22 protein-coding genes and 2 tRNA genes are annotated in these 25,554 nt (G+C 66.0%); 17 read left to right on the top strand and 7 right to left on the bottom strand.

Annotated elements, in window-relative coordinates; all coding sequences use genetic code 11:
* Together carB and greA are read left to right on the top strand one after the other, a co-directional pair.
* On the top strand, window positions 1-2,466 hold a 2,466-nt coding region (carB, locus tag IBX53_RS04210; protein WP_290905794.1), incomplete at its 5' end, for a carbamoyl-phosphate synthase large subunit.
* Window positions 2,463-2,939 carry a transcription elongation factor GreA gene (greA, locus tag IBX53_RS04205; protein ID WP_290905791.1) on the top strand — a complete coding sequence of 159 codons (477 nt, stop codon included), beginning with the start codon at window positions 2,463-2,465 and terminating at the stop codon, window positions 2,937-2,939. The genes carB and greA, both read left to right, overlap by 4 nt.
* An 80-nt stretch (window positions 2,940-3,019) precedes the next feature.
* On the opposite strand, the gene yhbY is transcribed toward greA, so the two are convergent.
* Window positions 3,020-3,346, bottom strand: coding sequence for a ribosome assembly RNA-binding protein YhbY (gene yhbY / locus IBX53_RS04200; protein WP_290905789.1), 327 nt, complete (start codon window positions 3,344-3,346; stop codon window positions 3,020-3,022).
* A gap of 205 nt (window positions 3,347-3,551) precedes the next feature.
* On the opposite strand from yhbY, the gene rlmE reads away from it, so the two are divergent.
* The 15 genes from rlmE to pnp all read left to right on the top strand — a co-directional run bounded on the left by rlmE (window position 3,552) and on the right by pnp (window position 19,239).
* Window positions 3,552-4,241 (top strand): 23S rRNA (uridine(2552)-2'-O)-methyltransferase RlmE, encoded by a 690-nt coding sequence (rlmE, locus tag IBX53_RS04195; protein ID WP_290905785.1) that lies wholly within the window; start codon window positions 3,552-3,554, stop codon window positions 4,239-4,241.
* A 197-nt stretch (window positions 4,242-4,438) separates the two neighbouring features.
* Entirely contained in the window at window positions 4,439-6,427 is a 1,989-nt protein-coding gene (gene ftsH, locus IBX53_RS04190) for an ATP-dependent zinc metalloprotease FtsH (RefSeq protein ID WP_290905782.1), read from the top strand.
* 183 nt (window positions 6,428-6,610) lie between these two features.
* Window positions 6,611-7,396 (top strand): dihydropteroate synthase, encoded by a 786-nt coding sequence (gene folP, locus IBX53_RS04185; protein ID WP_290905801.1) that lies wholly within the window; start codon window positions 6,611-6,613, stop codon window positions 7,394-7,396.
* On the top strand, window positions 7,396-8,751 hold the full coding sequence (glmM, locus tag IBX53_RS04180; protein ID WP_290905779.1) for a phosphoglucosamine mutase: 1,356 nt from the start codon (window positions 7,396-7,398) through the stop codon (window positions 8,749-8,751). The genes folP and glmM overlap by 1 nt, the downstream gene beginning before the upstream one ends.
* A 74-nt stretch (window positions 8,752-8,825) precedes the next feature.
* Window positions 8,826-9,575: a triose-phosphate isomerase gene (gene tpiA, locus IBX53_RS04175; RefSeq protein WP_290905776.1), complete on the top strand. Its 750-nt coding sequence runs from the start codon at window positions 8,826-8,828 to the stop codon at window positions 9,573-9,575.
* Between the two features lie 4 nt (window positions 9,576-9,579).
* Complete coding sequence (gene secG, locus IBX53_RS04170) at window positions 9,580-9,939, top strand: preprotein translocase subunit SecG (RefSeq protein ID WP_290905773.1); 360 nt, start codon at window positions 9,580-9,582, stop codon at window positions 9,937-9,939.
* Between the two features lie 30 nt (window positions 9,940-9,969).
* Window positions 9,970-10,056: transfer RNA gene (locus IBX53_RS04165), tRNA-Leu, on the top strand.
* Between the two features lie 119 nt (window positions 10,057-10,175).
* Window positions 10,176-10,252, top strand: a tRNA-Met gene (locus tag IBX53_RS04160).
* Between the two features lie 246 nt (window positions 10,253-10,498).
* The gene (gene rimP / locus IBX53_RS04155) at window positions 10,499-10,966 is read left to right on the top strand and encodes a ribosome maturation factor RimP (protein ID WP_290905770.1); all 468 of its coding nucleotides are present in this window, start codon (window positions 10,499-10,501) and stop codon (window positions 10,964-10,966) included.
* Between the two features lie 98 nt (window positions 10,967-11,064).
* On the top strand, window positions 11,065-12,555 hold the full coding sequence (gene nusA / locus IBX53_RS04150) for a transcription termination factor NusA (protein ID WP_290905767.1): 1,491 nt from the start codon (window positions 11,065-11,067) through the stop codon (window positions 12,553-12,555).
* 101 nt (window positions 12,556-12,656) lie between these two features.
* Window positions 12,657-15,164, top strand: coding sequence for a translation initiation factor IF-2 (gene infB / locus IBX53_RS04145; RefSeq protein ID WP_290905764.1), 2,508 nt, complete (start codon window positions 12,657-12,659; stop codon window positions 15,162-15,164).
* An 18-nt stretch (window positions 15,165-15,182) separates the two neighbouring features.
* On the top strand, window positions 15,183-15,644 hold the full coding sequence (gene rbfA, locus IBX53_RS04140) for a 30S ribosome-binding factor RbfA (RefSeq protein ID WP_290905761.1): 462 nt from the start codon (window positions 15,183-15,185) through the stop codon (window positions 15,642-15,644).
* Window positions 15,644-16,561 (top strand): tRNA pseudouridine(55) synthase TruB, encoded by a 918-nt coding sequence (gene truB / locus IBX53_RS04135; protein ID WP_290905758.1) that lies wholly within the window; start codon window positions 15,644-15,646, stop codon window positions 16,559-16,561. Before rbfA ends, truB begins: the two co-directional genes overlap by 1 nt.
* 78 nt (window positions 16,562-16,639) lie before the next feature.
* Window positions 16,640-16,909, top strand: coding sequence for a 30S ribosomal protein S15 (gene rpsO, locus IBX53_RS04130; protein WP_290905755.1), 270 nt, complete (start codon window positions 16,640-16,642; stop codon window positions 16,907-16,909).
* A 194-nt stretch (window positions 16,910-17,103) separates the two neighbouring features.
* Window positions 17,104-19,239, top strand: coding sequence for a polyribonucleotide nucleotidyltransferase (gene pnp / locus IBX53_RS04125; RefSeq protein ID WP_290905752.1), 2,136 nt, complete (start codon window positions 17,104-17,106; stop codon window positions 19,237-19,239).
* 99 nt (window positions 19,240-19,338) lie between these two features.
* On the opposite strand, the gene IBX53_RS04120 is transcribed toward pnp, so the two are convergent.
* The 6 genes from IBX53_RS04120 to pcnB all read right to left on the bottom strand — a co-directional run bounded on the left by IBX53_RS04120 (window position 19,339) and on the right by pcnB (window position 24,793).
* The gene (locus tag IBX53_RS04120; RefSeq protein WP_290905749.1) at window positions 19,339-20,514 is read right to left on the bottom strand and encodes an acetyl-CoA C-acetyltransferase; all 1,176 of its coding nucleotides are present in this window, start codon (window positions 20,512-20,514) and stop codon (window positions 19,339-19,341) included.
* 171 nt (window positions 20,515-20,685) lie between these two features.
* Window positions 20,686-21,066 carry an aspartate 1-decarboxylase gene (gene panD, locus IBX53_RS04115; RefSeq protein ID WP_290905746.1) on the bottom strand — a complete coding sequence of 127 codons (381 nt, stop codon included), beginning with the start codon at window positions 21,064-21,066 and terminating at the stop codon, window positions 20,686-20,688.
* 36 nt (window positions 21,067-21,102) lie between these two features.
* Entirely contained in the window at window positions 21,103-21,951 is an 849-nt protein-coding gene (panC, locus tag IBX53_RS04110; RefSeq protein WP_290905743.1) for a pantoate--beta-alanine ligase, read from the bottom strand.
* Window positions 21,952-21,965: 14 nt separating this feature from the next.
* Window positions 21,966-22,757, bottom strand: a complete 792-nt coding sequence (gene panB, locus IBX53_RS04105; RefSeq protein WP_290905740.1) for a 3-methyl-2-oxobutanoate hydroxymethyltransferase — start codon at window positions 22,755-22,757, stop codon at window positions 21,966-21,968.
* 135 nt (window positions 22,758-22,892) lie between these two features.
* Window positions 22,893-23,387, bottom strand: a complete 495-nt coding sequence (folK, locus tag IBX53_RS04100) for a 2-amino-4-hydroxy-6-hydroxymethyldihydropteridine diphosphokinase (RefSeq protein ID WP_290905737.1) — start codon at window positions 23,385-23,387, stop codon at window positions 22,893-22,895.
* Entirely contained in the window at window positions 23,384-24,793 is a 1,410-nt protein-coding gene (pcnB, locus tag IBX53_RS04095) for a polynucleotide adenylyltransferase PcnB (protein WP_290905733.1), read from the bottom strand. The genes folK and pcnB overlap by 4 nt, the downstream gene beginning before the upstream one ends.
* Window positions 24,794-25,554 lie beyond the last annotated feature (761 nt).

Raw genomic sequence — 25,554 nt, 5'->3', positions numbered from 1 at the left:
CTGACCGACAAGGAATACCAGATCATGCGCGACGCCTCGTTGGCGGTGCTGCGCGAGATCGGCGTCGAGACCGGCGGTTCCAACGTCCAGTTCGGCATGGATCCCGACACCGGGCGCATGGTGGTCATCGAGATGAACCCGCGGGTGTCGCGCAGCTCTGCACTGGCCTCCAAGGCCACCGGCTTCCCGATTGCCAAGATCGCCGCCAAGCTGGCGGTGGGCTACACCCTGGACGAGCTTTCGAACGACATCACGGGTGGTCGCACCCCGGCCTCGTTCGAGCCCGCCATCGACTACGTGGTCACCAAGATCCCGCGCTTCACCTTCGAGAAGTTCCCCCAGGCCAACGACCGCCTGACCACCCAGATGAAGTCGGTGGGCGAAGTGATGGCCATCGGTCGCACCTTCCAGGAGTCGCTGCAGAAGGCGCTGCGCGGTCTGGAGACCGGCAACGACGGGCTCGACCCCGTCTTCGCCGAGTTCACCCCCGAGGCCATGGCACATATCAAGGGCGAGCTGCAGGCCGCCGGCGCCGAGCGCATCTTCTACGTCGCCGACGCCATGCGTGCCGGGATGAGCGTCGACGAGGTCTTCTCGCTGACGAAGATCGATCGCTGGTTCCTGGTCCAGCTCGAGGACCTGGTCAAGACCGAGCAGGCGGTGGAGCATCGCTCGCTTTCCGAACTCGATCACCGCGAGCTGTTCCGGCTCAAGCGCAAGGGCTTCAGTGATGCTCGCCTCGCCAGCCTGCTGGGCGTCTCCGAGAAGGAATTCCGCAAGACCCGCCAGCAGGCCGGCATCCGCCCGGTCTACAAGCGCGTCGATACCTGTGCCGCCGAGTTCGCCACGGACACCGCCTACATGTACTCCACCTACGAGGAGGAGTGCGAGGCGGAGGTCTCCGACCGCCAGAAGATCATGGTGCTGGGCGGTGGCCCCAACCGCATCGGCCAGGGCATCGAGTTCGACTACTGCTGCGTCCACGCCGCCTTCGCCATGCATGACGACGGCTACGAGACCATCATGGTCAACTGCAACCCGGAAACCGTCTCCACCGACTACGACACCAGTGATCGCCTCTACTTCGAGCCGGTGACCCTGGAGGACGTGCTGGAGATCGCCGAGAAGGAGAAGCCGGTCGGCGTGATCGTGCAGTTCGGCGGCCAGACCCCGCTGAAGCTGGCCCGCGAGCTGGAGGCCGCCGGCGTGCCGATCATCGGCACCACCCCGGACGCCATCGACCGCGCCGAGGACCGCGAGCGCTTCCAGCAGATGATCGACAAGCTGGGCCTCAAGCAGCCGCCCAACGCCACCGCGCGCAGCTTCGAGGAGGCCTTCGCCAAGGCCGAGGCCATCGGCTACCCGCTGGTGGTGCGCCCGAGCTACGTGCTGGGCGGCCGCGCCATGGAGATCGTCTACGACGCCTCGGAGCTGGAGAACTACATGACCCACGCGGTCAAGGTCTCCAACGACTCGCCGGTGCTGCTCGACCACTTCCTCAACGCCGCCATCGAGATCGACATCGATGCGGTCAGCGACGGCCAGCAGGTGGTGATCGGCGGCATCATGCAGCATATCGAGCAGGCCGGCGTGCACTCCGGCGACTCCGCCTGCTCGCTGCCGCCCTACTCGCTGCCCGCCGAGGTGCAGGACGAGATGCGCGACCAGGTCCGGCAGATGGCCGTGGAGCTGGGCGTCAAGGGCCTGATGAACGTGCAATTGGCCTGGCAGGACGGCGAGATCTATATCATCGAGGTCAACCCGCGTGCCTCGCGTACCGTGCCCTTCGTCTCCAAGTGCATCGGCACCTCATTGGCCCAGATCGCCGCGCGCTGCATGGCCGGCACCAGCCTCGAGGAGCAGGGCTTTACCCGCGAGATCGTGCCGCACTTCTTCAGCGTCAAGGAGGCGGTCTTCCCGTTCAACAAGTTCCCGGGCGTCGACCCGATCCTGTCGCCGGAGATGAAGTCCACCGGCGAGGTGATGGGCAGCGGTGACACCTTCGCCGAGGCCTTCTACAAGGCTCAGCTGGGCGCCGGCGAGGCGATTCCGCCCGTCGATGGCGACCGCAAGGCGTTCCTTTCGGTGCGTGAGCCCGACAAGGCGGGTGTTATCGAGGTGGCGCGTTCTCTGGTAACATTGGGCTTCACTCTGTGCGCGACCCGCGGTACCGCCGCCGCCGTCGAGGCTGCCGGTATCGACGTCGAGGTCGTGAACAAGGTCTTCGAAGGTCGTCCGCATATCGTCGATCTGCTCAAGAACGACGACATCGCCTATATCGTCAATACCACCGAGGGTCGCCAGGCGATCCAGGACTCCTCGGTGATCCGTCGCACCGCGCTTGCCCGCAAGGTCCCCTACGCCACGACGCTGGCGGGGGCCAGTGCCGTTTGCATGGCACTTGAGTATGGCAACGCGATCACGGTGAGGCGGCTTCAGGATTTGCATGCAGGAGCTGCACAATGAACAAGGTCCCAATGACCGTTGCCGGTGAGGCACGCCTTCGCAAGGAGCTCGAGCAGCTCAAGGGTGAGGCGCGCCCCAGGGTCATCGCTGCCATCGCCGAGGCCCGCGAGCACGGCGATCTCAAGGAGAACGCCGAGTACCATGCGGCCCGCGAGCAACAGGGCTTCATCGAGGGGCGCATCCAGGAGATCGAGGGCAAGCTCGGGAACGCCCAGGTGATCGACGTCACCAAGCTGCCCCAGACCGGCAAGGTGATCTTCGGCGTCACCGTCGAGCTGATCAACCTCGATACCGACGAGCAGGTGCGCTATCGCATCGTCGGCGAGGACGAGGCCGACATCAAGCAGGGGCTGATCTCGGTCACCTCGCCCATCGCTCGCGCCCTGATCGGCAAGGAGGAGGGCGATGTGGTGGTGGTCAAGACGCCAGGCGGCAACGTCGAGTACGAGATCGGCGGCGTCGAGCACCTGTAAGCGCCAAACCCGGCAGACGAACCATGCAAAAGGCCCGCGGCACTGCCGCGGGCCTTTTGCATCCTCGATCCCGCTCCACGTCAGTGCCGGCCGTGATGCCCCTCGAAGCGCTGGACATTGGAGAGCTTCGGGTCGACCCGGGGGTTCCTGCGATAGAGCAGGGCCATCTTGCCGATGGTCTGCACCAGCTCGGCACCGCTGGTGGCGACCAGCTCCTGCAGCATGGCGGCGCGGTCGTCCCGCTCCGGCAGGGCCAGCTTCACCTTGATCAGCTCATGATCGGACAGTGCCCGCTCGAGCTCTCCCAGCACCCCCTCGGAGATGCCGTTCTCGGAGACCGTCACCACCGGGTTCAGATGGTGGCCGATGCTGCGAAATGCCTTCTTTTGTGCCTGTGACAAGCTCATGGTATCTTGCATCTTCTTGGTTGCGCGCAGCCGGTCATGGTACGCGTAAATTGCCATGCCGAAAATGGCCCAGGCGAAATGTCACCTGGCGCAACGCCCGGCCTGGCCCTGTTTCGAAGGGGCGTCCGACCCATGCCGCTGTGCCTGACGCCTCCCGCATGTCGCACCAGCGCCTCTCCATTACCCTCCACCTTCTGGTGATGCCGTGGCTCGTTCCCGCACAACATCCCCCGCTTCCGGCAAGGCGCCGGTCAGCAAGAGCGCCGCGAACAAGGGCTCTGCCAGCAAGACCAGCAAGGGCTGGCTGAAGGAGCACTTCGACGATCAATACGTGCAGCGCGCCTGGCAGGACGGCTACCGCTCCCGGGCCAGCTACAAGCTGCTGGAACTGGACGACAAGGACCGGCTCTTCAAGGCGGGCATGACGGTGATCGATCTGGGCGCCGCCCCCGGGGGCTGGAGTCAGGTAGCCGCCGAGAAGGTGGGCGTCGAGGGGGTGGTGATCGCCTCCGACATCCTCGAGATGGATGCCCTGGCCGGCGTCGACTTCCTTCAGGGGGACTTCACCGAGGAGGCGGTCCTCGCGGCGATCCTCGCTACTCTGGGCGATCGCCCGGTGGACCTGGTGATGTCTGACATGGCGCCCAACATGAGTGGCATGGCCGCCATCGATCAGCCCCAGGCGATGTACCTGGTGGAACTGGCGCTGGATCTGGCGGGTCAGACCTTGCGACCCGGCGGCAGCTTCCTGGCCAAGGTGTTCCAGGGCGAGGGCTTCGACGAATACCTGAAGTGCCTGCGCGAGCGCTTTGCCCGGGTGGTGACCCGCAAGCCGGGCGCCTCCCGGACGCGCTCCCGCGAGGTCTACCTGCTGGCCCAGGGCTTCCGCGGCTGATCCTGTCCGGGTGGCCCGATAGGCCTGGCCTACCGGGGCGATTGCCGGACAGGGGGATGTAACTGTGTCAAAGTGGAGCCTGAGGTGGATCGCCCGCGCCGAGGCGCCGGCGGTGGCCGAACGCGGCCTGCTCATGTAGTGTCCAATGTGCCAGGCGCATATGTGGCCGACAGATTTCTGATATTGAGGGTAGTCCCTTGAACGATATGGCGAAAAACTTGATTCTGTGGTTGGTCATCGCGGCGGTGCTGCTGACGGTGTTCAACAACTTCAGCGTCGACAGCTCACCTCAGTCGATGAACTACTCCCAGTTCGTCCAGCAGGTGCAGAACCAGCAGGTGCGCAGCGTGACCATCGATGGCTACCGGATAAGCGGTGAGCGTACCGACGGCACCTCGTTCCAGACCATCCGCCCTGCGGCGGAGGATCCCAAGCTGATCGACGACCTGCTCACCAATAATGTCACCGTGGTGGGCAAGGAGCCAGAGCAGCAGAGCATCTGGACCCGACTGTTGATCGCCAGCTTCCCGATCCTGCTGATCCTGGCGATCTTCATGTTCTTCATGCGTCAGATGCAGGGCGGTGGCGGCGGCAAGGGCGGGCCCATGAGCTTCGGCAAGTCCAAGGCCAAGCTGCTCTCCCAGGACCAGATCAAGACCACCTTCGCCGACGTGGCCGGCTGCGACGAGGCCAAGGAGGAGGTCGAGGAACTGGTCGACTTCCTGCGTGACCCCACCAAGTTCCAGCGCCTCGGCGGTACCATTCCCCGCGGCGTGCTGATGGTGGGCCCGCCGGGTACCGGCAAGACGCTGCTCGCCAAGTCCATCGCCGGCGAGGCCAAGGTGCCGTTCTTCTCGATTTCCGGCTCCGACTTCGTCGAGATGTTCGTCGGCGTGGGTGCGTCCCGCGTACGCGACATGTTCGAGCAGGCCAAGAAACAGGCCCCCTGCATCATCTTCATCGACGAGATCGACGCCGTGGGCCGCTCCCGCGGGGTCGGCATGGGCGGCGGCAACGACGAGCGCGAGCAGACCCTCAACCAGCTGCTGGTGGAGATGGACGGCTTCGAGGCCAATGAGGGCATCATCGTCATCGCCGCCACCAACCGCCCCGACGTGCTGGACCCGGCGCTGATGCGCCCGGGCCGCTTCGACCGCCAGGTGGTGGTGCCGCTGCCCGATATCCGCGGCCGTGAGCACATTCTCAATGTGCACCTGCGCAAGGTGCCGCTGGCCGATGACGTGAAACCGTCGCTGATCGCTCGCGGTACTCCGGGCTTCTCCGGCGCCGACCTGGCCAACCTGGTCAACGAGGGCGCTCTGTTCGCCGCGCGGCGCAACAAGCGCCTGGTGGGCATGGAGGAACTGGAGCTGGCCAAGGACAAGATCATGATGGGCGCCGAGCGTCGCTCCATGGTCATGACCGAGAAGGAGAAACTCAACACCGCCTACCACGAGTCGGGCCACGCCATCATCGGCCTGGTGGTGCCGGAGCATGACCCGGTCTACAAGGTGACCATCATCCCGCGTGGCCGCGCCCTGGGCGTGACCATGTTCCTGCCCGAGCAGGATCGCTATAGCCTGTCGCGTCAGCAGATCATCAGCCAGATCTGTTCCCTGTTCGGCGGCCGCATCGCCGAGGAGATGACCCTGGGCCCCAACGGGGTGACCACGGGGGCCTCCAACGACATCAAGCGCGCCACCGAGCTGGCCCACAGCATGGTCGCCAAGTGGGGCCTCTCCGAGGAGATGGGCCCGATCATGTACGACGAGGACGAGTCCCACCAGTTTCTCGGCGGTCCTGGCCAGGGCGGCGGCAAGATGAAGTCCGGCGAGACCATCTCCAAGCTCGACAAGGAGGTGCGCAAGGTCATCGACGACTGCTACGAGCAGGCGCGCCAGATCCTCGCGGAGAACCGCGACAAGCTCGACGCCATGGCCGAGGCGTTGATGAAGTACGAGACCATCGATGCCGACCAGCTCAAGGACATCATGGAGGGCCGCGAGCCTCGTCCGCCCAAGGACTGGGAGGACGGTGACTCCTCCGGTCCCGGTGCCCCGGTGACCGAGGGGCCTGAGGCCGAGGCGACGCCGGAGGCGCCGGACGAGGTGGACGGTGGCGAGGAGGACGACGACGAGCCCCGCCGTCGTCCCTCGGACCCGCTGGGCGGTCCGGCCGGCTCCTGACCCCGCTCGTCAATCACTGCCAGGCGCCCCTTTCGGGGCGCCTGCGCATTGTAAGGCCCGTCAAAACAAGCCCCGTCAATCCCCGTCTCGCCCACCCTCCCCAGGCTCCGATAGATGATGAACTCGATCCCTGCCTCCATGATCTGCGGCCGCCATCGGCTCGACCTCTCCTTCCCCCGGGTGATGGGGATCCTCAACGTCACCCCCGACTCCTTCTCCGACGGCGGCCGCCATGTGGCCCTGGAGGATGCCCTGCGCCACGCCGAGCACATGCTGGCCGAGGGGGCGGCGATCATCGACGTGGGTGGCGAATCGACCCGGCCGGGGGCCGATGCGGTATCGCCCCAGCAGGAGCTCGACCGGGTGGCGCCGGTGGTGGAGGCGCTGGTGCGCGAGCTGGACGCCCTGGTCTCGGTGGACACCAGCTGCCCCGAGGTGATGCGCGAGTGCGCGGCCCTGGGTGCCGGCATGATCAACGACGTGCGCTCCCTGGAGCGCGAGGGGGCGCTGGCCGCGGCCATCGGCACCGGCCTGCCGGTGTGCCTGATGCACCGCCAGGGGGAGCCCCGCGACATGCAGCAGGCGCCCCGCTATGATGTGCCCATCGAGGAGGCGGTTGCCGACTACCTCGCCGAGCGGGTCGCCGCCTGCGAGGCCGGCGGCCTGCGCCGCGAGCGCCTGCTGGTGGATCCCGGCTTCGGCTTCGGCAAGACCGTGGAACACAACCTGCGCCTGCTCAATCGCCTGGAGCGACTGGCGACACTCGAGCTGCCGCTGCTGGTGGGCATGTCGCGCAAGAGCATGATCGGCAAGGTGCTGGAGCGGCCGGTGGAGGAGCGCCTGCCCGGCGGGCTGGCGCTGACGGCCCTGGCGGTGGAGCGTGGCGCCCGCATCCTGCGCGTCCACGATGTGGCCCCCAGCGTGGATGCGGTGAACATGACATGGGCCGTACTCAAGGAAGGATGCTGATGACAAGACGCTATTTTGGCACCGACGGAATCCGCGGTACCGTCGGCGAGCCCCCCATCACGGCCGATTTCATGCTCAAGCTGGGCTGGGCCACCGGTCGCGTGCTGGCCGCACGCAACGGCACCCGTCGCCACCTGGTGCTGATCGGCAAGGACACCCGGATTTCCGGTTACATGTTCGAGTCGGCCCTGGAGGCGGGCCTCTCCGCCGCCGGTGTGGACGTGGCCCTGCTGGGCCCCATGCCGACCCCGGGCATCGCCTACCTGACCCGCACCTTCCGCGCCGATGCCGGGATCGTCATCTCGGCGTCCCACAACCCCTTTGCCGACAACGGCATCAAGTTCTTCTCCACCGCCGGGGTCAAGCTGGACGATGACCTCGAGCAGGAGATCGAGGCGATGCTCGAGGAGCCGCTGACCACGGTGGCGGCAGACAGGCTGGGCAAGGTGGCACGGATCGATGACGCTGCGGGCCGCTACATCGAGTTCTGCAAGTCCACGGTGCCTGACCGGATCAGCCTCACGGGCCTGAAGGTGGTGCTGGACTGTGCCCATGGCGCGACCTACCACATCGCACCCAACGTGTTCCGCGAGCTGGGCGCCGAGGTGAGCCTGATCGGGGCGAGCCCGGACGGTCTCAACATCAACAAGGATGTCGGTTCCACCCATCCGGCCGCGCTGCGCGCCGCGGTGATCCAGCAGGGCGCCGACCTCGGCGTGGCCTTCGACGGCGACGGCGACCGGGTGCTGCTGGTGGATGCCGACGGCCGCGAGATCGACGGCGATGATATCCTCTACCTGATCGCCCGCGACCGCCACGCCCGCGGAGACCTGGGCGGCGGCGTGGTCGGCACCCTGATGTCCAACTTCGGCCTGGCCGCGGCCTTCGAGGAGATGGGCGTACCCTTCGAGCGTGCCAGGGTGGGAGATCGCTACGTGATGGAGCGCCTGGCCAGCAAGGGCTGGCAGCTGGGCGGCGAGTCCTCGGGACACATCCTCTGTGGTCATGTCCAGACCACCGGCGACGGCATCGTCTCGGCGCTGCAGGTGCTGGCGATCATGGTGCGTGAGGGCAAGCCGCTTCAGCGCCTGCTGGACGGTCTGGAAAAGGCCCCCCAGGCGCTGGTCAATGTCCGCCTCACCCCGGGCAGCCGGGCCGCGACGCTCATGGAGCGGCCGGAACTTCAGGCGGCGGTGGCCGAGGTGGAGGCAGAGCTGGGCGACGAGGGCCGCGTGCTGCTGCGCCCCTCCGGCACCGAGCCGCTGATCCGGGTGATGGTCGAGGGTCGCCCCCATCTGGATGTGGACGGCCTGGCGCGCCGCATCGCCGCCGAGGTCGAGGCGCTGCTGGACTGAGCCCTGAGCGGGGCCGGTTGTCTTGACAGGGCTGCTCCTATACCATTTCGCACCACCTTGAAAGAGGACAGTCGATGCGTACCCCGCTGCTTGCCGGCAACTGGAAGATGAATGGCTCGGCCGATCTGGTCGAGGCCTTCGGTCGTGCCTTTGCCGAGGCCGAGCTGCCGCAGGGAGTCGAGGTCGTGATCTTTCCTCCGTTTCCCTACCTGGATGCGGCGCAGCGTGCCTTCGCCGATACTCCGCTGCGGATTGGCGCCCAGTCGCTCAACCCGCTGCATTCCGGGGCCCATACCGGCGAGGTGAGCGGCAACATGCTGTGCGAGTTCGGCGTACGCTATGCCCTGGTGGGGCATTCGGAGCGCCGCCAGCTCTATCGCGAGGGCGATCAGCAGGTCTTCGATCGCCTGCTGGCCGCGCTCGGCGTTGGCCTGACGCCGGTGCTCTGCGTGGGCGAGACCCTCGAGGAGCGCGACGCCGGCCGTACCATGGAGGTGGTGTTGCGCCAGGTGGGCTTCGCCATGTCTCGCCTGGAGCCCGAACAGCGCTCGCGCATGGTCATCGCCTATGAGCCGGTGTGGGCCATCGGTACTGGCCGGACCGCCACGCCGGAGCAGGCCCAGGAGGTCATGGCCGGAATTCGCGACTACCAGGCCAGCTACAACCGGGAGCTGGCCGAAGGGCTGCGACTGCTCTACGGGGGGAGCATGAACGCCGGCAACGCCGCCGAGCTGCTCGCCCAACCCGATATCGACGGCGGCCTGGTGGGCGGTGCCTCGCTCAAGGTCGACGATTTCCTAGCCATCTGTCAGTCAGCAGGTTGATTCCATGCAAGTTGCCATTCTCATGATCCACGTGGCGATCGCCATCGCCCTGGTCGTCCTTGTCCTGCTGCAACAGGGCAAGGGCGCCGAAGCCGGCGCCGCCTTCGGTGGCGGTGCCTCCCAGACCGTGTTCGGTTCTCGCGGCAGCGGCGGCTTCCTGGCGAAGTTCACGGCCTTCCTGGCCGCCGTCTTCTTCGCCACCTCCCTGACCCTGGCCTGGTATGCCTCCCAGGCCCGCCAGGCGCCCGAGGCCGGCATTCCCGACTCGCGGCTGATCGAGCAGCAGCGCAGCGTTCCAACCCTTGACGACAGTGCCCAGGGTATGGATAATGCAGCGCCAGTGCTGGAGGGAAGCGACGACTAGGTCGCTTTGCAGTTTCCAGCCTCCCCTGATGCCGAAGTGGTGGAATTGGTAGACACGCTATCTTGAGGGGGTAGTGGCCTTATGGCCGTGCGGGTTCAAGTCCCGCCTTCGGCACCATCTGATTCACCGCAGCGCCCCCTGGGGCATGAGCGGTCCTTCAGACAGCAGGATTGGCATGACGGTGATATCCCTTGACGAATGTCCTGGCGATGTGTAGGATTACCGACCTAGATTGATGCGGGGTGGAGCAGTCTGGTAGCTCGTCGGGCTCATAACCCGAAGGTCATCGGTTCAAATCCGGTCCCCGCTACCATCTTCCGGTCAGGCGCCTTTCGACTTTCAGCGGTTGCGCTAGGGTTCGAAGAGAAGGGGCGGTTCGATTGCCGGAGTGGTCTAAAGGTTTCATGTGAAAGCCCCTTCCTGTGAAGGGGCTTTTTGTTAGCAGCATGCTGGGCGTCAAGCGCCCGCCGCTGTTCCGGGTAACGCCAATCAGCCACCTGACTTTCCTGATGACTCCCGGCCAGGTGCCTGATGCAACGGCTGTAGGAGCGATATTTTCGTGGCAATCAAGGATGCTGCACTGCACGCAATGATCGAACCCGTGGTCACCGCCATGGGCTTCGAACTGTGGGGCATCGACTTTCTCTCCCACGGCAAGCACTCCCGCCTGGTGATCTACATCGATCACGAGAATGGCGTCAGCGTCGACGACTGCGCCGACATCAGTCGCCAGGTGAGTGCCATATTCGATGTCGAGGATCCGATCCGCGGCGAGTATCGCCTCGAGGTCTCCTCCCCGGGGATGGATCGTCCGCTCTACACCCTCGATCAGTTCACCCGCTATCGTGGCCACGATGTGGCGCTGAAGCTGCGGGTGCCCTTCGAGGGGCGGCGCAAGTTCCAGGGCCTGCTGGCGGGTGTCGAGGGTGATGAGGTGCTGCTGCAGGTCGAGGGTGAGGAGTACTGCTTTCCGATCGAAAGCATCGACCAGGCACAGGTGGTGCCGCGGTTCGACGACGAGGTTTGATGGTCAAGTTTCATGATCAAGGTTGATGACCAGGCCAGCGGTCGGCACGGCTGGATGAGCATGAGGCTCGAGGACAGGTTTTCTGGCGAGGCAATGGCATGAGCAAAGAGATTCTGGCGGTCGTTGAAACGATCTCCAACGAAAAGGGAGTTCCCCGCGAGGTGATCTTCGAGGCCGTCGAGGCGGCCCTGGCCAGCGCGTCCCGCAAGCGGTTCGAGGACGAGGAAGCCAGCGTGCGGGTGCACATCGATCGCCGCACCGGAGATTACGAGACCTTCCGCCGCTGGACGGTGGTGGAGGACGACGACTTCGACGGCCCCGACCACGAGATCAAGCTCACCTTCGCCGAGCGTCGCGACCCGCCCCTGAAACTGGGTGATGTGGTCGAGGAGAAGATCGAGAACGCCGACTTCGGCCGGATCGCCGCTCAGACCGCCAAGCAGGTGATCGTGCAGAAGGTGCGCGAGGCCGAGCGGGCCGAGGTGGTGCGTCTCTACGCCGATCGCGAAGGCGAGCTGGTCTCGGGCATCGTCAAGAAGACCACCCGCGACGGCCTGATCATCGACCTGGGCGAGAACGCCGAGGCGTTTCTGCCCCGCGGCGAGATGGTCCCCGGCGAGCGCTATCGCATGAACGAGCGAGTCCGCGCCCTGCTGGTCAAGGTGGATCCCGAGGCGCGGGGGGCGCAACTGATCCTCTCGCGCACCTGCCCGGAGCTGATCATCGAACTGTTCAGCATCGAGGTGCCGGAGATCGCCGAGCAGCTCATCGAGATCAAGGGCGCCGCCCGGGATCCCGGCTCCCGGGCCAAGATCGCCGTCAAGACCAATGACCGGCGCATCGATCCGGTAGGCGCTTGCGTGGGCATGCGCGGTTCGCGTGTCCAGGCGGTCTCCTCGGAGCTGCAGAACGAGCGCGTGGATATCGTGCTGTGGGATGACAACCCCGCCCAGCTGGTGATCAACGCCATGGCGCCGGCGGATGTCGCCTCCATCCTCGTCGACGAGGACGCACACGCCATGGATGTGGCGGTCGCCGAGGATAACCTGGCCCAGGCCATCGGCCGCAGCGGCCAGAATGTGCGCCTGGCCTCCGAGCTCACCGGCTGGCGTATCAACGTCATGACCGAGGCCGATGCCGAGGCCAAGCGCGACCAGGAGATCGACAGCCTGGTCGAGCATTTCATCCAGCACCTGGATATCGACGACGATGTCGCGCGTCTGCTGGTGGAGGAGGGCTTCACCTCTCTCGAGGAAATCGCCTACGTACCGGTGGAGGAGATGCTCGAGATCGAGGAATTCGACGAGGAGACCATCGAGGAGCTGCGCGCCCGCGCCAAGGATGAGCTGCTCAACCTGGCCATCGCCTCCGAGGAGGAGCTGGATGGCGCCCAGCCGGCCGACGACCTGCTGGAGATGGACGGCATGGAGCGCCACCTGGCCTTCATCCTGGCCAGCCGGGAAATCGTCACCATGGAGGATCTTGCCGAGCAGTCCGTCGATGACCTGCTGGACATCGAGGGGATGGACGAGGAGCGCGCCGCGGCACTGATCATGACCGCCCGTGCGCCCTGGTTTGAAAACGAGTAGCTCGAAGGTGAATGGCGCAATAGCCGCCAGGCCCGGCACCGACTGGCCGGGCGACAGTATTCGAAGCGAAGAATTGGGGTCACGGGCTCAGGAGGGTCGTAATGTCAGAGATGACCGTTAAGGATTTTGCAGCGAAGGTGGGGCGCGACGTGCCCCGTCTGCTGGAACAGATGAAAGAAGCGGGTCTCGGCCAGAAGGCCGAGGGCGATGCGGTGTCCGAGGAGGACAAGCGCCAGCTGCTGGATTACCTCACCAAGAGTCATGGTGGGGGCACCAGCGCGGCGGCGCCGAAGAACCGCATCACCCTGACGCGCAAGACGCGTAGCCGCATCAATACCGGGGAGCGGGGCAAGACCATCGAGGTGCAGGTGCGCAAGAAGCGCACCTACGTCAAGCGTGCCGAGGACGATGTGGCGCCGGAGCCGGTGGAAGATGCCGGGCCGCGCCAGCTGGTCGGTGACATGGCCGACTCCCAGCAGGCCCAGGCCGAGCAGGACGCCCGCGACGCCGAGTTGGCCAAGGCTAACGCCGCCGAGGAGTCCGCCCGCGAGGCGGCGGCGAAGCTCGAAGCCGAGAAGGCCGTTGCCCAACCGCAGATTCCGGTGCCGGAACTGGTGGAGCAGCCGGCCGGTGACGAGCCGCCCGCGCCGCCCAAGGAGGGTCGCTCCGACCGTCGCACCGCACCGCCCAAGAAGACCGCCGCCAAGAAGGGGCGGCATGAGCGTGACGATGACGATCGCGATGAGCGTCGTCGTGGCGGTGCCAAGAAGGCCAAGCGCGCCGAGCGTCGCGGCGGCCGTCGCGGCGGCTCCCCGGGCGGCGGCAAGCATGGCTTCAAGAAGCCGACCCAGCCGATCGTCCGCGAGGTCTCGATCCCCGAGTCCATCAGCGTCGCCGACCTGGCCGACAAGATGTCGATCAAGGCGAACGAGGTCATCAAGGCCATGTTCAACATGGGCGCGGCGGTGACCATCAACCAGACCATCGATCAGGATACCGCGGCCATCGTGGTCGAGGAGATGGGTCACAAGGCCAAGTTGATCAAGGACGACGCCCTCGAGACCGCAATGCTCGAAGGCATCTCCTACGAGGGCGAGGAGGTCACCCGCTCACCGGTGGTCACCGTCATGGGGCACGTCGACCACGGCAAGACCTCGCTGCTCGACTACATCCGCAAGGCCAAGGTCGCCACCGGTGAGGCCGGCGGCATCACCCAGCACATCGGCGCCTACCACGTCGAGGACGAGCACGGCGGCGTGACCTTCCTGGATACTCCGGGACACGCGGCGTTCACCGCCATGCGTGCTCGCGGTGCCAAGGCCACCGACGTGGTCATCCTGGTGGTGGCCGCCGACGATGGCGTGATGCCCCAGACCATCGAGGCGATCGAGCACTCCCGAGCTGCTGAGGTGCCCATGGTGGTGGCGATCAACAAGATCGACAAGCAGGGCATCGATCTGGACCGGATCAAGAACGAGCTCTCCCAGCACGGGGTGATCTCCGAAGCGTGGGGCGGCGACACCCAGTTCGTGCATGTCTCCGCGCATACCGGCGAAGGCATCGAGGACCTGCTCGAGGCCATCCAGCTGGTCTCCGAGGTACTCGAGCTCAAGGCCGTGCCCGAGGCGCCCGGCAAGGGTGTGGTGATCGAGTCCCGCCTGGACAAGGGCCGTGGCCCGGTGGCTACCGTGCTGGTCCAGAATGGCACCCTGAAGAAGGGTGACATCGTGCTCGCCGGCCTGCACTACGGCCGCGTGCGCGCCCTGACCAACGAGCTGGGCCAGCAGGTCGACCATGTCGGTCCGGCCATGCCGGTGGAGATCCAGGGCCTCGATGGCACCCCGGACGCCGGTGACGATTTCATGGTCGTGGCCGACGAGAAGAAGGCCCGTGAGGTCGCCAACTTCCGCCAGGGCAAGTACCGCGAGGTGCGTCTGGCGCGCCAGCAGAAGGCGAAGCTGGAGAACATGTTCAGCCAGATGGGCCAGGACGAGGTGGCCAAGGTCAACGTCGTGCTCAAGGCCGACGTCCAGGGCTCGCTGGAAGCGATCAAGGGAGCACTGGAAGAGCTCTCCACCGACGAAGTGCAGGTGGCCGTGGTCTCCTCCGGGGTGGGCGGCATCACCGGCACCGATGCCAACCTGGCGCTGGCCTCCGAGGCCATCGTGATGGGCTTCAACGTGCGTGCCGACGCGGCCGCCCGCGAGATCATCGAGCGTGAAGGTCTGGATCTGCGCTACTACAGCGTCATCTACCAGCTGATCGACGAGGTCAAGCAGGCGATGACCGGCATGCTGGCGCCGGAGTGGAAGGAAGAGATCGTCGGCGTGGCCGAGGTCCGCGACGTCTTCCGTGCACCGAAGATCGGCGCCGTGGCCGGCTGCATGGTGGTCGAGGGTACCGTTCACCGCAACAAGAAGATCCGCGTGCTGCGCGACAACGTGGTGATCTACGAGGGTGAACTCGAGTCGCTGCGCCGCTTCAAGGACGATGTCCAGGAAGTGCGCAACGGCATGGAGTGTGGCATCGGCGTGAAGAACTACAACGATGTCCAGGTCGGCGACAAGATCGAGGTCTTCGACCAGATCAAGGTCGAGCGTACCCTCTAAGGGCTCCAGGAGTCGTTCATGCGCGAGTTCAAGCGAACCGACCGGGTGGCCGACCAGCTCCAGAAGGAGCTGGCGGTCCTCATCCAGCGCGAGGTCAAGGACCCGCGGCTGGGCATGGTGACAGTCAGTGGCGTCGAGGTCAGCCGTGACCTCGGCTATGCCGATGTCCACGTGACCCTGCTGGGCGAGGACACCCCGGAGCGGATCAAGGAGAACCTCAAGGTTCTCAAGCAGGCCGCCGGTTTTCTGCGCGGCCAGGTCGCCAAGCGCATCAAGCTGCGCCACGTGCCGGAGCTGCGCTTCCACTACGACGAGAGCGTGGTGCGGGGCCAACGGCTCTCCTCGTTGATCCAGGAGGCGGTCGCCAGCGACCTCTCCCGGCAAGGCGACGAGAGCGGCGATGCGAACGCTGACGAGCGCGCCGAGCAGGATGGTGAACAGGCTGGCAACGACGAGCCCGGCAACAGCGGGCGCGACTGATGGCGCGTCGGCGTCGCGGTCTGCCGGTCAACGGGGTCCTGCTGCTGGACAAGCCCAAGGGCGTGTCCAGCAATCACGCCCTGCAGCGTGCTCGGCGGCTGTTCCAGGCCCAGAAGGCCGGTCATACCGGCACCCTGGATCCCATGGCCACCGGGCTGCTGCCGGCCTGCTTCGGTGAGGCGACCAAGTTCTCCGCTCACCTGCTGGCCGCCGACAAGGTCTACCGTACCCGGGTCGAACTGGGGGCAGTGACCGACACCGGTGATGCCGAGGGCGAGGTAGTCGAGCGGCGCGAGGTGCCAAGGCTGACCGCGGCCGATGTCGAGGGGGCGCTGGAGCGCTTCCGCGGCGAGATCGAGCAGGTGCCGCCGATGTACTCGGCGCTCAAGCATCAGGGGCGCAAGCTCTATGAGCTGGCCCGTGAAGGCAAGTCGGTCGAGCGTGCAGCACGCCGCGTGACGGTGTATGATGCCCGGCTTCTTGCCTTCGAGGGCACGGCCTTCGAACTGGAAGTGAAGGTCAGCAAGGGCACCTATGTGCGCACCCTGGCCGAGGATATCGGCCTGGCCCTGGGCACCGGTGCGCATATCAGCGCGCTGCGTCGCCTGGCGACAGGCCCCTTCACCGCGGAGGGCATGCTGACCCTCGAGGCCCTGGAGGCGCTGCCCGACCAGGCCGCCCGGGAGGCGACGCTACTGCCCGTCGACGTGCTGGTCGCTCACCTGCCGAGGCTCGAGCTTGACGCCTCGGCGGCCGCTCGCCTGATCCTGGGTCAGGCGGCTCGGGTCGATGCCTCGGGCATCGGTACCGGCGAGACGGCAAGACTCTACTGCGATGGGGCCTTCCTGGGCCTCGGCGCGGTTACGGCGCCACAGGAGGTGGCACCGAAACGGCTGCTAAGCACCGCAGCCGATTGAGGGAGAAACGCCCGAGACTGCAAATATGCGTGGTCTCACACACACATCATTCAGGCATATTGCTTACTGGAGAGACAGATGGCACTCACCGCCGAACAGAAGGCCACAATCGTCAACGAATTCGGTCGTGGCGACAACGATACCGGTTCCCCCGAAGTGCAGGTTGCCCTGCTCAGCGCCAATATCGATGGCCTGCAGGACCACTTCAAGACCAACAAGCAGGATCACCACTCCCGTCGTGGCCTGATCCGCATGGTCAACCAGCGCCGCAAGCTGCTGGACTACCTGAAGCGCAAGGATTTCGAACGCTATCAGGCACTGATCCAGCGTCTGGGCCTGCGTCGCTAAGAAAAGGGTATTTCGTTAACGAAATCCTCTTTTCTTAAGCTTTTTCAAAACGGGTAGCCCCTTCAGGGGCTACCCGTTTTGCGTATATGGGCGGAAATGTCGCCATCCGGTGGCCGCGGGGCGCGTCAACCCCTAAAATGGTCGCCGAGTCGAAACGAACCAAACACAGAAAAGTAACGTTGAAGGAAGTCGCCGTGAATCCGGTCAAGAAGACATTTCAGTACGGTCGCAGCACCGTCACCCTGGAAACCGGGCGCATCGCCCGCCAGGCCACCGGTGCCGTGATGGTCACCATGGACGACACCGTGGTGCTGTGCACCGTGGTGGCCAAGAAAGAGGCCAATCCTGCTCAGCCCTTCTTCCCGCTGGGGGTGTTCTACCAGGAGAAGACCTACGCGGTCGGCAAGATTCCCGGCGGCTTCTTCAAGCGCGAGGGGCGTCCCACCGAGAAGGAGACCCTCACCTCGCGGCTGATCGACCGCCCGATCCGCCCACTCTTCCCCAAGGGCTTCATGAACGAGGTGCAGGTCGTCTGCACGGTGCTCTCCACCGACCGCAATCATGATCCGGATATCGCGGCGCTGCTGGGCACCTCCGCGGCTCTGGCCATTTCCGGCGTGCCGTTCAAGGGTCCGATCGCAGCGGCCCGCGTCGGCTTCGACGAGGAGAATGGCTACTTCCTCAACCCCACCGTCGAGGAGCTGGCGAAATCCGAATTGGACATGGTGGTGGCCGGCACCGAGAAGGCGGTGCTGATGGTGGAGTCCGAGGCCAAGGAACTGCTCGAGGACGAGATGCTCGGTGCCGTGCTCTATGGCCACATGGAGATGCAGGTTGCCATCAAGGCCATCAACGAGCTGGTCGCCGAGGCCGGCAAGCCGAAGTGGGACTGGCAGCCGGCCGCCGAGAACACCGAGCTCAAGGCCGCCGTGGCCAGCGCTTTCGAGACCAGGGTGGGCGAGGCCTATCGCATCACCGACAAGATGGTCCGTCAGGATGCGCTCTCCGCCCTCAAGGCCGAGGCCGTGGAGCAGCTGTCCGGTGAAGAGGCAGGCAAGTTCGGCATCGATGAGGTGAAGGGGGCCTTCGCCGCCCTCGAGAAGCGCGTGGTGCGCCATCGCGTGGTCAAGGGCGAACCGCGCATCGACGGTCGCGACCTGAAGACCGTGCGCCCGCTGGCCATCGAGGTGGGCAGCCTGCCCAAGACCCACGGCTCGGCCATCTTCACCCGCGGCGAGACCCAGGCCATCGTGGTCGCCACCCTGGGCACCCTGCGTGACTCCCAGCTGATCGAGTCGCTGGAGGGCGAGCGCAAGGACCGCTTCCTGCTGCACTACAACTTCCCCCCCTACTGCGTGGGCGAGGCCGGCTTCATGGGCGGTCCCAAGCGTCGCGAGATCGGCCACGGCCGCCTGGCGCGTCGGGGCGTGCAGGCCATGCTGCCCGACGAGGCGGAGTTTCCCTACACCATCCGCGTGGTCTCCGAGATCACCGAGTCAAACGGCTCCAGCTCCATGGCCTCGGTGTGCGGCACGTCGCTGGCGCTGATGGATGCCGGCGTGCCGATGAAAGCGCCGGTGGCCGGCATCGCCATGGGCCTGGTCAAGGATGACGACGGCTTCGCCGTGCTGACCGATATCCTGGGTGACGAGGATCACCTCGGCGACATGGACTTCAAGGTGGCCGGTTCCTCTGAGGGCGTCACCGCCCTGCAGATGGACATCAAGATCGAGGGCATCAACGAGGAGATCATGGAGCAGGCGCTGCAGCAGGCCCTGGAGGCTCGCCTCGGCATTCTCGCGCAGATGAATGAGGTGATCGGCCAGAGCCGTACCGAGGTCTCCGACAACGCCCCCTCCATGGCGACCATCAAGATCGCCCCGGACAAGATCCGCGACGTCATCGGCAAGGGCGGCGCCACCATCCGCAAGATCTGCGAGGATACCGGCGCCTCCATCGACCTGGACGACGACGGCACCGTGCGCATCTACGCCGAGGACAAGGCGGCGGCCAAGCGGGCGATCGACACCGTGCTTGCGATCACTGCCGAGGCGGAGATCGGCAAGCTCTATCTGGGCAAGGTGGCCCGCATTGCCGACTTCGGCGCCTTCGTCAACATCATGCCGGGCACCGACGGGCTTGTGCACATCTCCCAGATCGTGCCGGAGCGGGTCAACGACGTGCGAGATTTCCTCAACGAGGGTGACGAGGTGGTGGTCAAGGTCCTCGACATCGACAACCGCAACCGGGTGAAGCTCACCATCAAGGAGATCACCCCCGAAGAGAAGGCGGCGTTCGAGGCCGAGCAGGTCGCCGAACCCGAGCTGTAAGCGCCGAGTGCCCAGGAAGTAGGCGCAAGAAAAAACCGCCCCCGCAGCTCGGCTGCGGGGGCGGTTTCTTGTCGGGCTCTACTGAAGTGCTTCCAGCCGTTATCTCTCGATGGCGAGAGCCACGCCCTGGCCACCGCCGATGCACAGCGTCGCGAGGCCCTTCTTGGCGTCGCGGGCGATCATCTCGTGCAGCAGGGTCACCAGGATGCGGCAGCCGGAGGCGCCGATGGGGTGGCCCAGCGCGATGGCGCCGCCGTTGACGTTGACCTTGCTCACGTCCCAGCCGAGCTCCTTGTTGACGGAGAGGGCCTGGGCGGCGAAGGCCTCGTTGGCCTCGACCAGATCGAGGTCATCCAGGCTCCAGCCGGCCTTCTCCAGGCAGAGGCGGGTGGCCGGGGCCGGGCCGATGCCCATGATCGCCGGGTCGACGCCGGCGTTGCTGTAGGCGGCAATGCGCGCCAGGGGCGTAAGGCCCAGGGCCTTGGCCTTCTCGGCGGAGCAGAGCATCACCGCGGCGGCGCCGTCGTTCAGGGAGGAGGCGTTGCCTGCGGTGACGGTGCCGTCCTTCTTGAAGGCGGGGCGCATGCCGGCGAGCTTGTCGGCGCTCACCTCGCGGGGGTTCTCGTCGGTGTCGAAGACCACCGGGTCGCCCTTGCGCTGGGGAATCTCCACGGGAACGATCTGGCCCTTGAACTTGCCGTCGCGGATGGCAGTGGCAGCCTTCTGCTGGGAGGCGGCGGCAAACTCGTCCATCTCTTCGCGAGTGATGGCGTACTTCTCGGCGACGTTCTCGGCGGTGATGCCCATGTGGTAGTTGTTGAAGGCGTCCCACAGGCCGTCATGAACCATGGTATCCACGGCCTTCCAGTCGCCCATGCGCTGGCCGTTACGGGAGTTGGGAAGCACGTGGGGCGAGGCGGACATGTTCTCCTGACCGCCGGCGATGATCAGCTCGGCGTCGCCGCAGCGGATCGCCTGGGTGGCCAGGTGAAGGGCCTTGAGGCCGGAGCCGCACACCTTGTTGATGGTCATGGCGGGGACAGTATCGGGCAGGCCGGCCTTGATGGCGGCCTGGCGGGCGGGGTTCTGGCCCACGCCGGCGGTCAGTACCTGGCCCAGCAGCACCTCGTCGACCTGGTCACCGGAGACACCGGTGGTGGCAAGCAGGTCCTTGATCACCAGGGCGCCGAGGTCGCTGGCGGGGATGCCGGCCAGGGAGCCGCCAAAGGAGCCGACGGCGGTGCGGCGTGCGGCAACGATCACCACTTCTTGCATGGGAGTGTTCTCCTGAATGGGATGACGAGTTTGCGGCCTTGTCGCGGCAGCCGGACACGACCGAGGGTCTCAGCATAGGGGACGCTTGTGCGTGGCGGCAATGCTTCCATGGCCGCATGACCGGACTCGCTGGGTGTTGGCGGCACCCCGTCGGGGGTGCCGCGGCAAACGTCAGGCCATCTGCACGGGAATCGCGTGGCTGGTGTGGCTGATCGCGTTGCCTTCCTGGAGGTAGACCAGCGCCGGCTGGTGGTTCTCCAGCTCGGCGTCGCTGTAGTGGGCGTAGCTGCAGATGATCACGCGATCGCCGGGGCCGGCCAGGTGGGCGGCGGCGCCGTTGACGGAGATCACCCTGGAGCCCTCCTCGGCGCGGATGGCGTAGGTGGTGAAGCGCTGGCCATTCTCGACGTTGTAGATCTGGACCTGCTCATTCTCGCGAATGCCGGACATGTCGAGCAGTTCGCCGTCGATGGCGCAGGAGCCCTCGTAGTTGAGCACGGCATGGGTGACGCGGGCCATGTGCAGCTTGGCCTTGAGCATGATGGTGAACATGGAAGCGTGATCCTCCGGAAGCGGATGGGCGGCGCGTCAGCGCGGCAGGGTCAGGGTCAGGTTGTCGATCAGTCGGGTCGAGCCCAGGCGGGCGGCGGCCAGCAGCACGGCCTCGCGGGTCGTCGGCGTGACGGGGCCCAGGTCGGCCGCGCGCAGCTCCAGGTAGTCCGGTGCGAAGCCGGCCTCCTGCAGGCGGGCGTATCCGCTGGCGAGGGTCGGCCCGGTCGCCTCGCCGGCCTCCAGGCCCTGGCGCAGTTCGCACAGGGTCTGATAGAGCCGTGGCGCCGCCGAGCGCTGTTCGGCACTCAGGTAGCCGTTGCGTGAGGAGAGCGCGAGGCCGTCCTCGGCGCGCACGATGGGCACGCCGACGACCTCGATGGGGAAGTGCAGGTCGGCCACCATGCGGCGGATCACCGCCAGCTGCTGGTAGTCCTTCTCGCCGAAGCAGGCGATGTCGGGCTGTACCAGGTTGAAGAGCATGCCGACGACGGTGGAGACGCCATCGAAGTGGCCGGGTCGTGAGGCGCCACACAGCCCCTCGGTGACGTCGGGCACCACGATGCGGGTCTGGGCCTCGAGCCCGCGCGGATAGACGGTGGCGGTCTCGGGAGCGAACAGCAGGTCGCAACCGGCCGCCTCGAGCCCGGTCTGATCCTCCTCGAGTGTGCGCGGGTAGGCATCCATGTCCTCGCCTGCCCCGAACTGCATGGGGTTGACGAAGATGGTGGCGATCACCACCTCGGCGCGCTCGCGGGCCGCGGCGACCAGCGCCAGGTGACCGTCGTGCAGGTTGCCCATGGTGGGGACCAGGGCGATGCGCTCGCCGCGACGACGAACGTCCGCCAGCGCCTCGCGCAGGGCGAGGGTCTCTCTGAGGGTACGCATGACAGGCTCCAGGGCTAGAAGCAGTGTTCCTCGGCGGGGAAGCGCCGTGCCTTGACGTCCTCGTGGTAGCGCCGGAAGGCGCCCTGGATGTCGTCGGCATCGGCCATGAAGTTCTTGACGAAGCGTGGCTTGCGGCCGGCGGTAACGTTCAGCACATCGTGCATCACCAGGATCTGACCGTCGGTGTCGGGACCGGCGCCGATGCCGATCACCGGCACGTCCAGCGCCTCGGTGACGGCTCGTCCAAGGCTGGCCGGCACGCACTCCAGCAGGATGACCGAGGCGCCGGCCGCAACCAGGGTACGGGCATCCTCGAGGATCTGGGTGGCGCGCTCGGCCTCGCGGCCCTGCACCTTGTAGCCGCCCAGTTGGTAGACCGTCTGCGGGGTGAGGCCTAGGTGGGCGCACACCGGCACGCCGCGGCGAGTCAGCTCGCGTATGCCCTCGGCCATCCACGCCTCGCCCTCCACCTTGACCAGCTCGGCGCCGGCGCGCATCAGCTCGCCGGCGTTCTCCAGCAGGCGCTCGGTGCTGGCGTTGCCCATGAAGGGCAGGTCGACCATCAAGAGGCTCGCTCCCTTGCCGCGGGCCGCGCAGCGGGTGTGATAGCAGATCTCCTCGAGGGTCACCGGCAGGGTGCTGGCGTGGCCCTGCAGGACCATGCCTAGGGAGTCGCCGACCAGCAGTACCTCGATGCCGGCGTCGCTGGCGGCCCGTGCGAAGGAGGCATCGTAGGCGGTCAGGCAGCTGAAGGACTCACCGGCGCGCTTGAAGGCCTGCAGCGTGCTCAGGGTGACGGTTTTCATGGCGTGCTCTCATCGTTGTGGCAGCAGGGGAGGCGCATCATGACTGCCTGACCCGCCGGTAACTTTGCGGCAACAAACCCGTGATTGTTACCTGAATCGCCTGGGCGTGTCGATAGGTAACACTTCCCGCTGGAATCAGATCGTCGGTAACAGCGCTGCCAGGCCGTCGGTCTCCAGGGTCTGGGCCAGCTCCGCCAGGCGGCTGCCGTCCGGCAGCGAAAGCGCCGGGGCCAGCTCCAGTAGCGGCATCACCACGAAGGCGCGATGCGTCAGTTCGGGATGTGGCACGCTCAGACGTGGCAGGGACATCACGCTGTCATCGAACAGTAGCAGATCCAGGTCCAGGGTGCGGGGCCCCCAGCGGCGGGCACGCACCCGACGGTGGCGCTGTTCCAGGGCCTGCAGCTGGTCGAGGAGCGCCAGCGGCGATAGGCGGGTCTGCAGCAGCGCCACGGCGTTGATGAAGTCGGGCTGATCCCGGGGGCCGTGCGGCCGGCTGACATAGCAGTGTGAGGCGCCCAGACGGCGTGTGAGGGGCAGGCGGTCGAGCTCCTCGAGGGCCAGCTCGACGTGCCGGCGCGGATCGTCCAGGTTGCTGCCCAGGCCGATCCAGGCGCAATGCGAGTTCATGCGTTGCCGTTATCGCCGCCATTAGTGTTACGCGGCTTGCGACGCCGGGGACGCCGTTTGCGCGGTGCGCCGCTGCCGGCGGGGTTGGCGCCGACCTTGTCCAGCAGGCGGCGTTGCTCATGCTCGTCGGCGTTCTGGAAGGCCGTCCACCAATCGCCGAGCCCCGGCTCGAGCTCGCCGGCGGCCTCCCGCAGTAGCAGCAGGTCGTAGGCGGCTCGGAAGCGGGGATGCTCGCGGGTCTGGAAGACGCGGCGGCCGCGACGCATCGGTAGACGCTGCTGCAGGTCCCAGATGTCACGCATCGGCAGGCTGAAGCGCTTGGGGATCGAGATATGCTGCAGCTGTCGGGAGACCACCTGCTGGGAGGCCGCCTGCAGGGCCGGGATCGGCGGCATGCCGTCGCGCTCGTGAGCGGCCTGGTGCCGCTGCACGGGGCCCCAGAGCAGGGCGGCAAACAGGAAGGCCGGGGTGACCGGGCGCTCCTCGGCGATGCGCCGGTCGGTGCTGGCCAGTGCCGCCTCCACCAGGGGCTCGGCCCAGGGCAGTTCGTCCATGGCCTCCGCGGCTTCCGGGAAGAGCATCTCGAACAGCCCGTAGTGGCGCAGCAGGCGGAAGGTCTCCACGCCGTGCCCACCCATGAACAGCTTGAGGATCTCGTCGAACAGGCGTGCCGGGGGGATCTGCAGCAGCAGCGGGGCCAGTTCGCGGATCGGGGCCTCGCTGGCGGGGTCCAGGTGGAAGTCGAGCTTGCCGGCGAAGCGCACCGCCCTCAGCATTCGCACCGGATCCTCGCGGTAGCGGGTCGCGGGGTCGCCGATCAGGCGCAGGGTGCGCGCCTCGATGTCACGCACGCCGTTGGCGAAGTCGTGGATCGAGAAATCGGCGATGCTGTAGTAGAGGGCATTGATGGTGAAATCGCGGCGTATGGCGTCTTCCTGGATGTTGCCCCACACGTTGTCGCGCAGCAGCAGTCCCTCGTCGGACTGCTGGGCGATATGATCGCCATGATCGTCGCCGGGCTTGCCGCGGAAGGTGGTGACCTCGATCACCTCGCGCCCGAAGCGAACGTGCACGATGCGAAAGCGCCGGCCGATGATCCGCGAGTTGCGAAACAGCGTCTTGACCTCTTCCGGCGTGGCGTCGGTGGCCACGTCGAAGTCCTTGGGCATGCGCCCGAGCAGGGAGTCACGGATGCAGCCACCCACCAGGTAGGCCTGGTAGCCGGCATTGTGTAGCCGATATAGCACCTTGAGGGCGGCATCGCTGAAGTGCTGGCGCGACACCGGGTGTTCCTGGCGGGGAATGATCCGCGGCTCCAGCGGGCCGGCGGCGGCACTGTCGGGTCCGAAGAAGGACTTCAGGCGTTCGCCTGGACTCTGCAGGAAGCGGGTAAATCCTTTGAACATGCGGCGATATCGACTCGCGGTGCGGAAAAAGAGGACTAAAAAGTATGAGTGTATCCGACCCCCGGGACCTTGCATAGCATGGCGGCGGCGAGTCTCATGCGAGACCCACAGTAAAAGGGGGAGGCCGGAAGGCCTCCCCCTAAAGCATTCTGCAGCGTCCATGCTGCTGGTTCTTCTTCGTGATGGCACATCGCCTTGAATACGCACCGCAGTCACTAAGGAGAAGAACAGGCTAGCTGTGTTGTTGTCCTTGTTGGCGCTCCTGGTGGTGACCGCCTCGTATTCAAAACAATAATCCAACCACGACGGCAGTGGGTCTGCCTCCCCCCGGCTTGTTGGTGTTGTTGCCGGGGGTGCACCTTCGACGGCGATTGTTCTTGTTGTGAGCCGTGCTGATGCGTCGGGTCCTGAGTCTCCGGTTCCTCGCTGAGCTTTTTGTTGTTGGCAGGCGAGGGGCCGAGCACGTTGTCTGTTGTTCTTGTTGGCTAATCGCGCCTGTATGGCTCTGGCCCGCAGTGCTTGTTGTTGGGGTGGGGCCTGTCACTCTGGTCTGCCGCGTTGTTGTTGTTGGGGCAGTCGGTGACACCGGAACTTGTTTTTCTTACCTGGGTATATAGCAGCCTACGTGCCAGTGATTTATTATTTTTTTACTTTCAATAGGTTGCGCACGATTTCTTTCGGGGAGCAGCGCCGCGGGTGGCGGAGTGTTACCCCTGTGGCCCCAGCGTGGGGCACGTGCTGTGTGGGACGGTAACAAATGG

Origin of the sequence: Halomonas sp. (assembly GCF_014859505.1) — a bacterium.
Taxonomy (GTDB): domain Bacteria; phylum Pseudomonadota; class Gammaproteobacteria; order Pseudomonadales; family Halomonadaceae; genus Halomonas.
The sequence above is the reverse complement of the archived record's forward strand: the minus strand, read 5'-3'. Positions and strand labels throughout refer to the sequence as shown.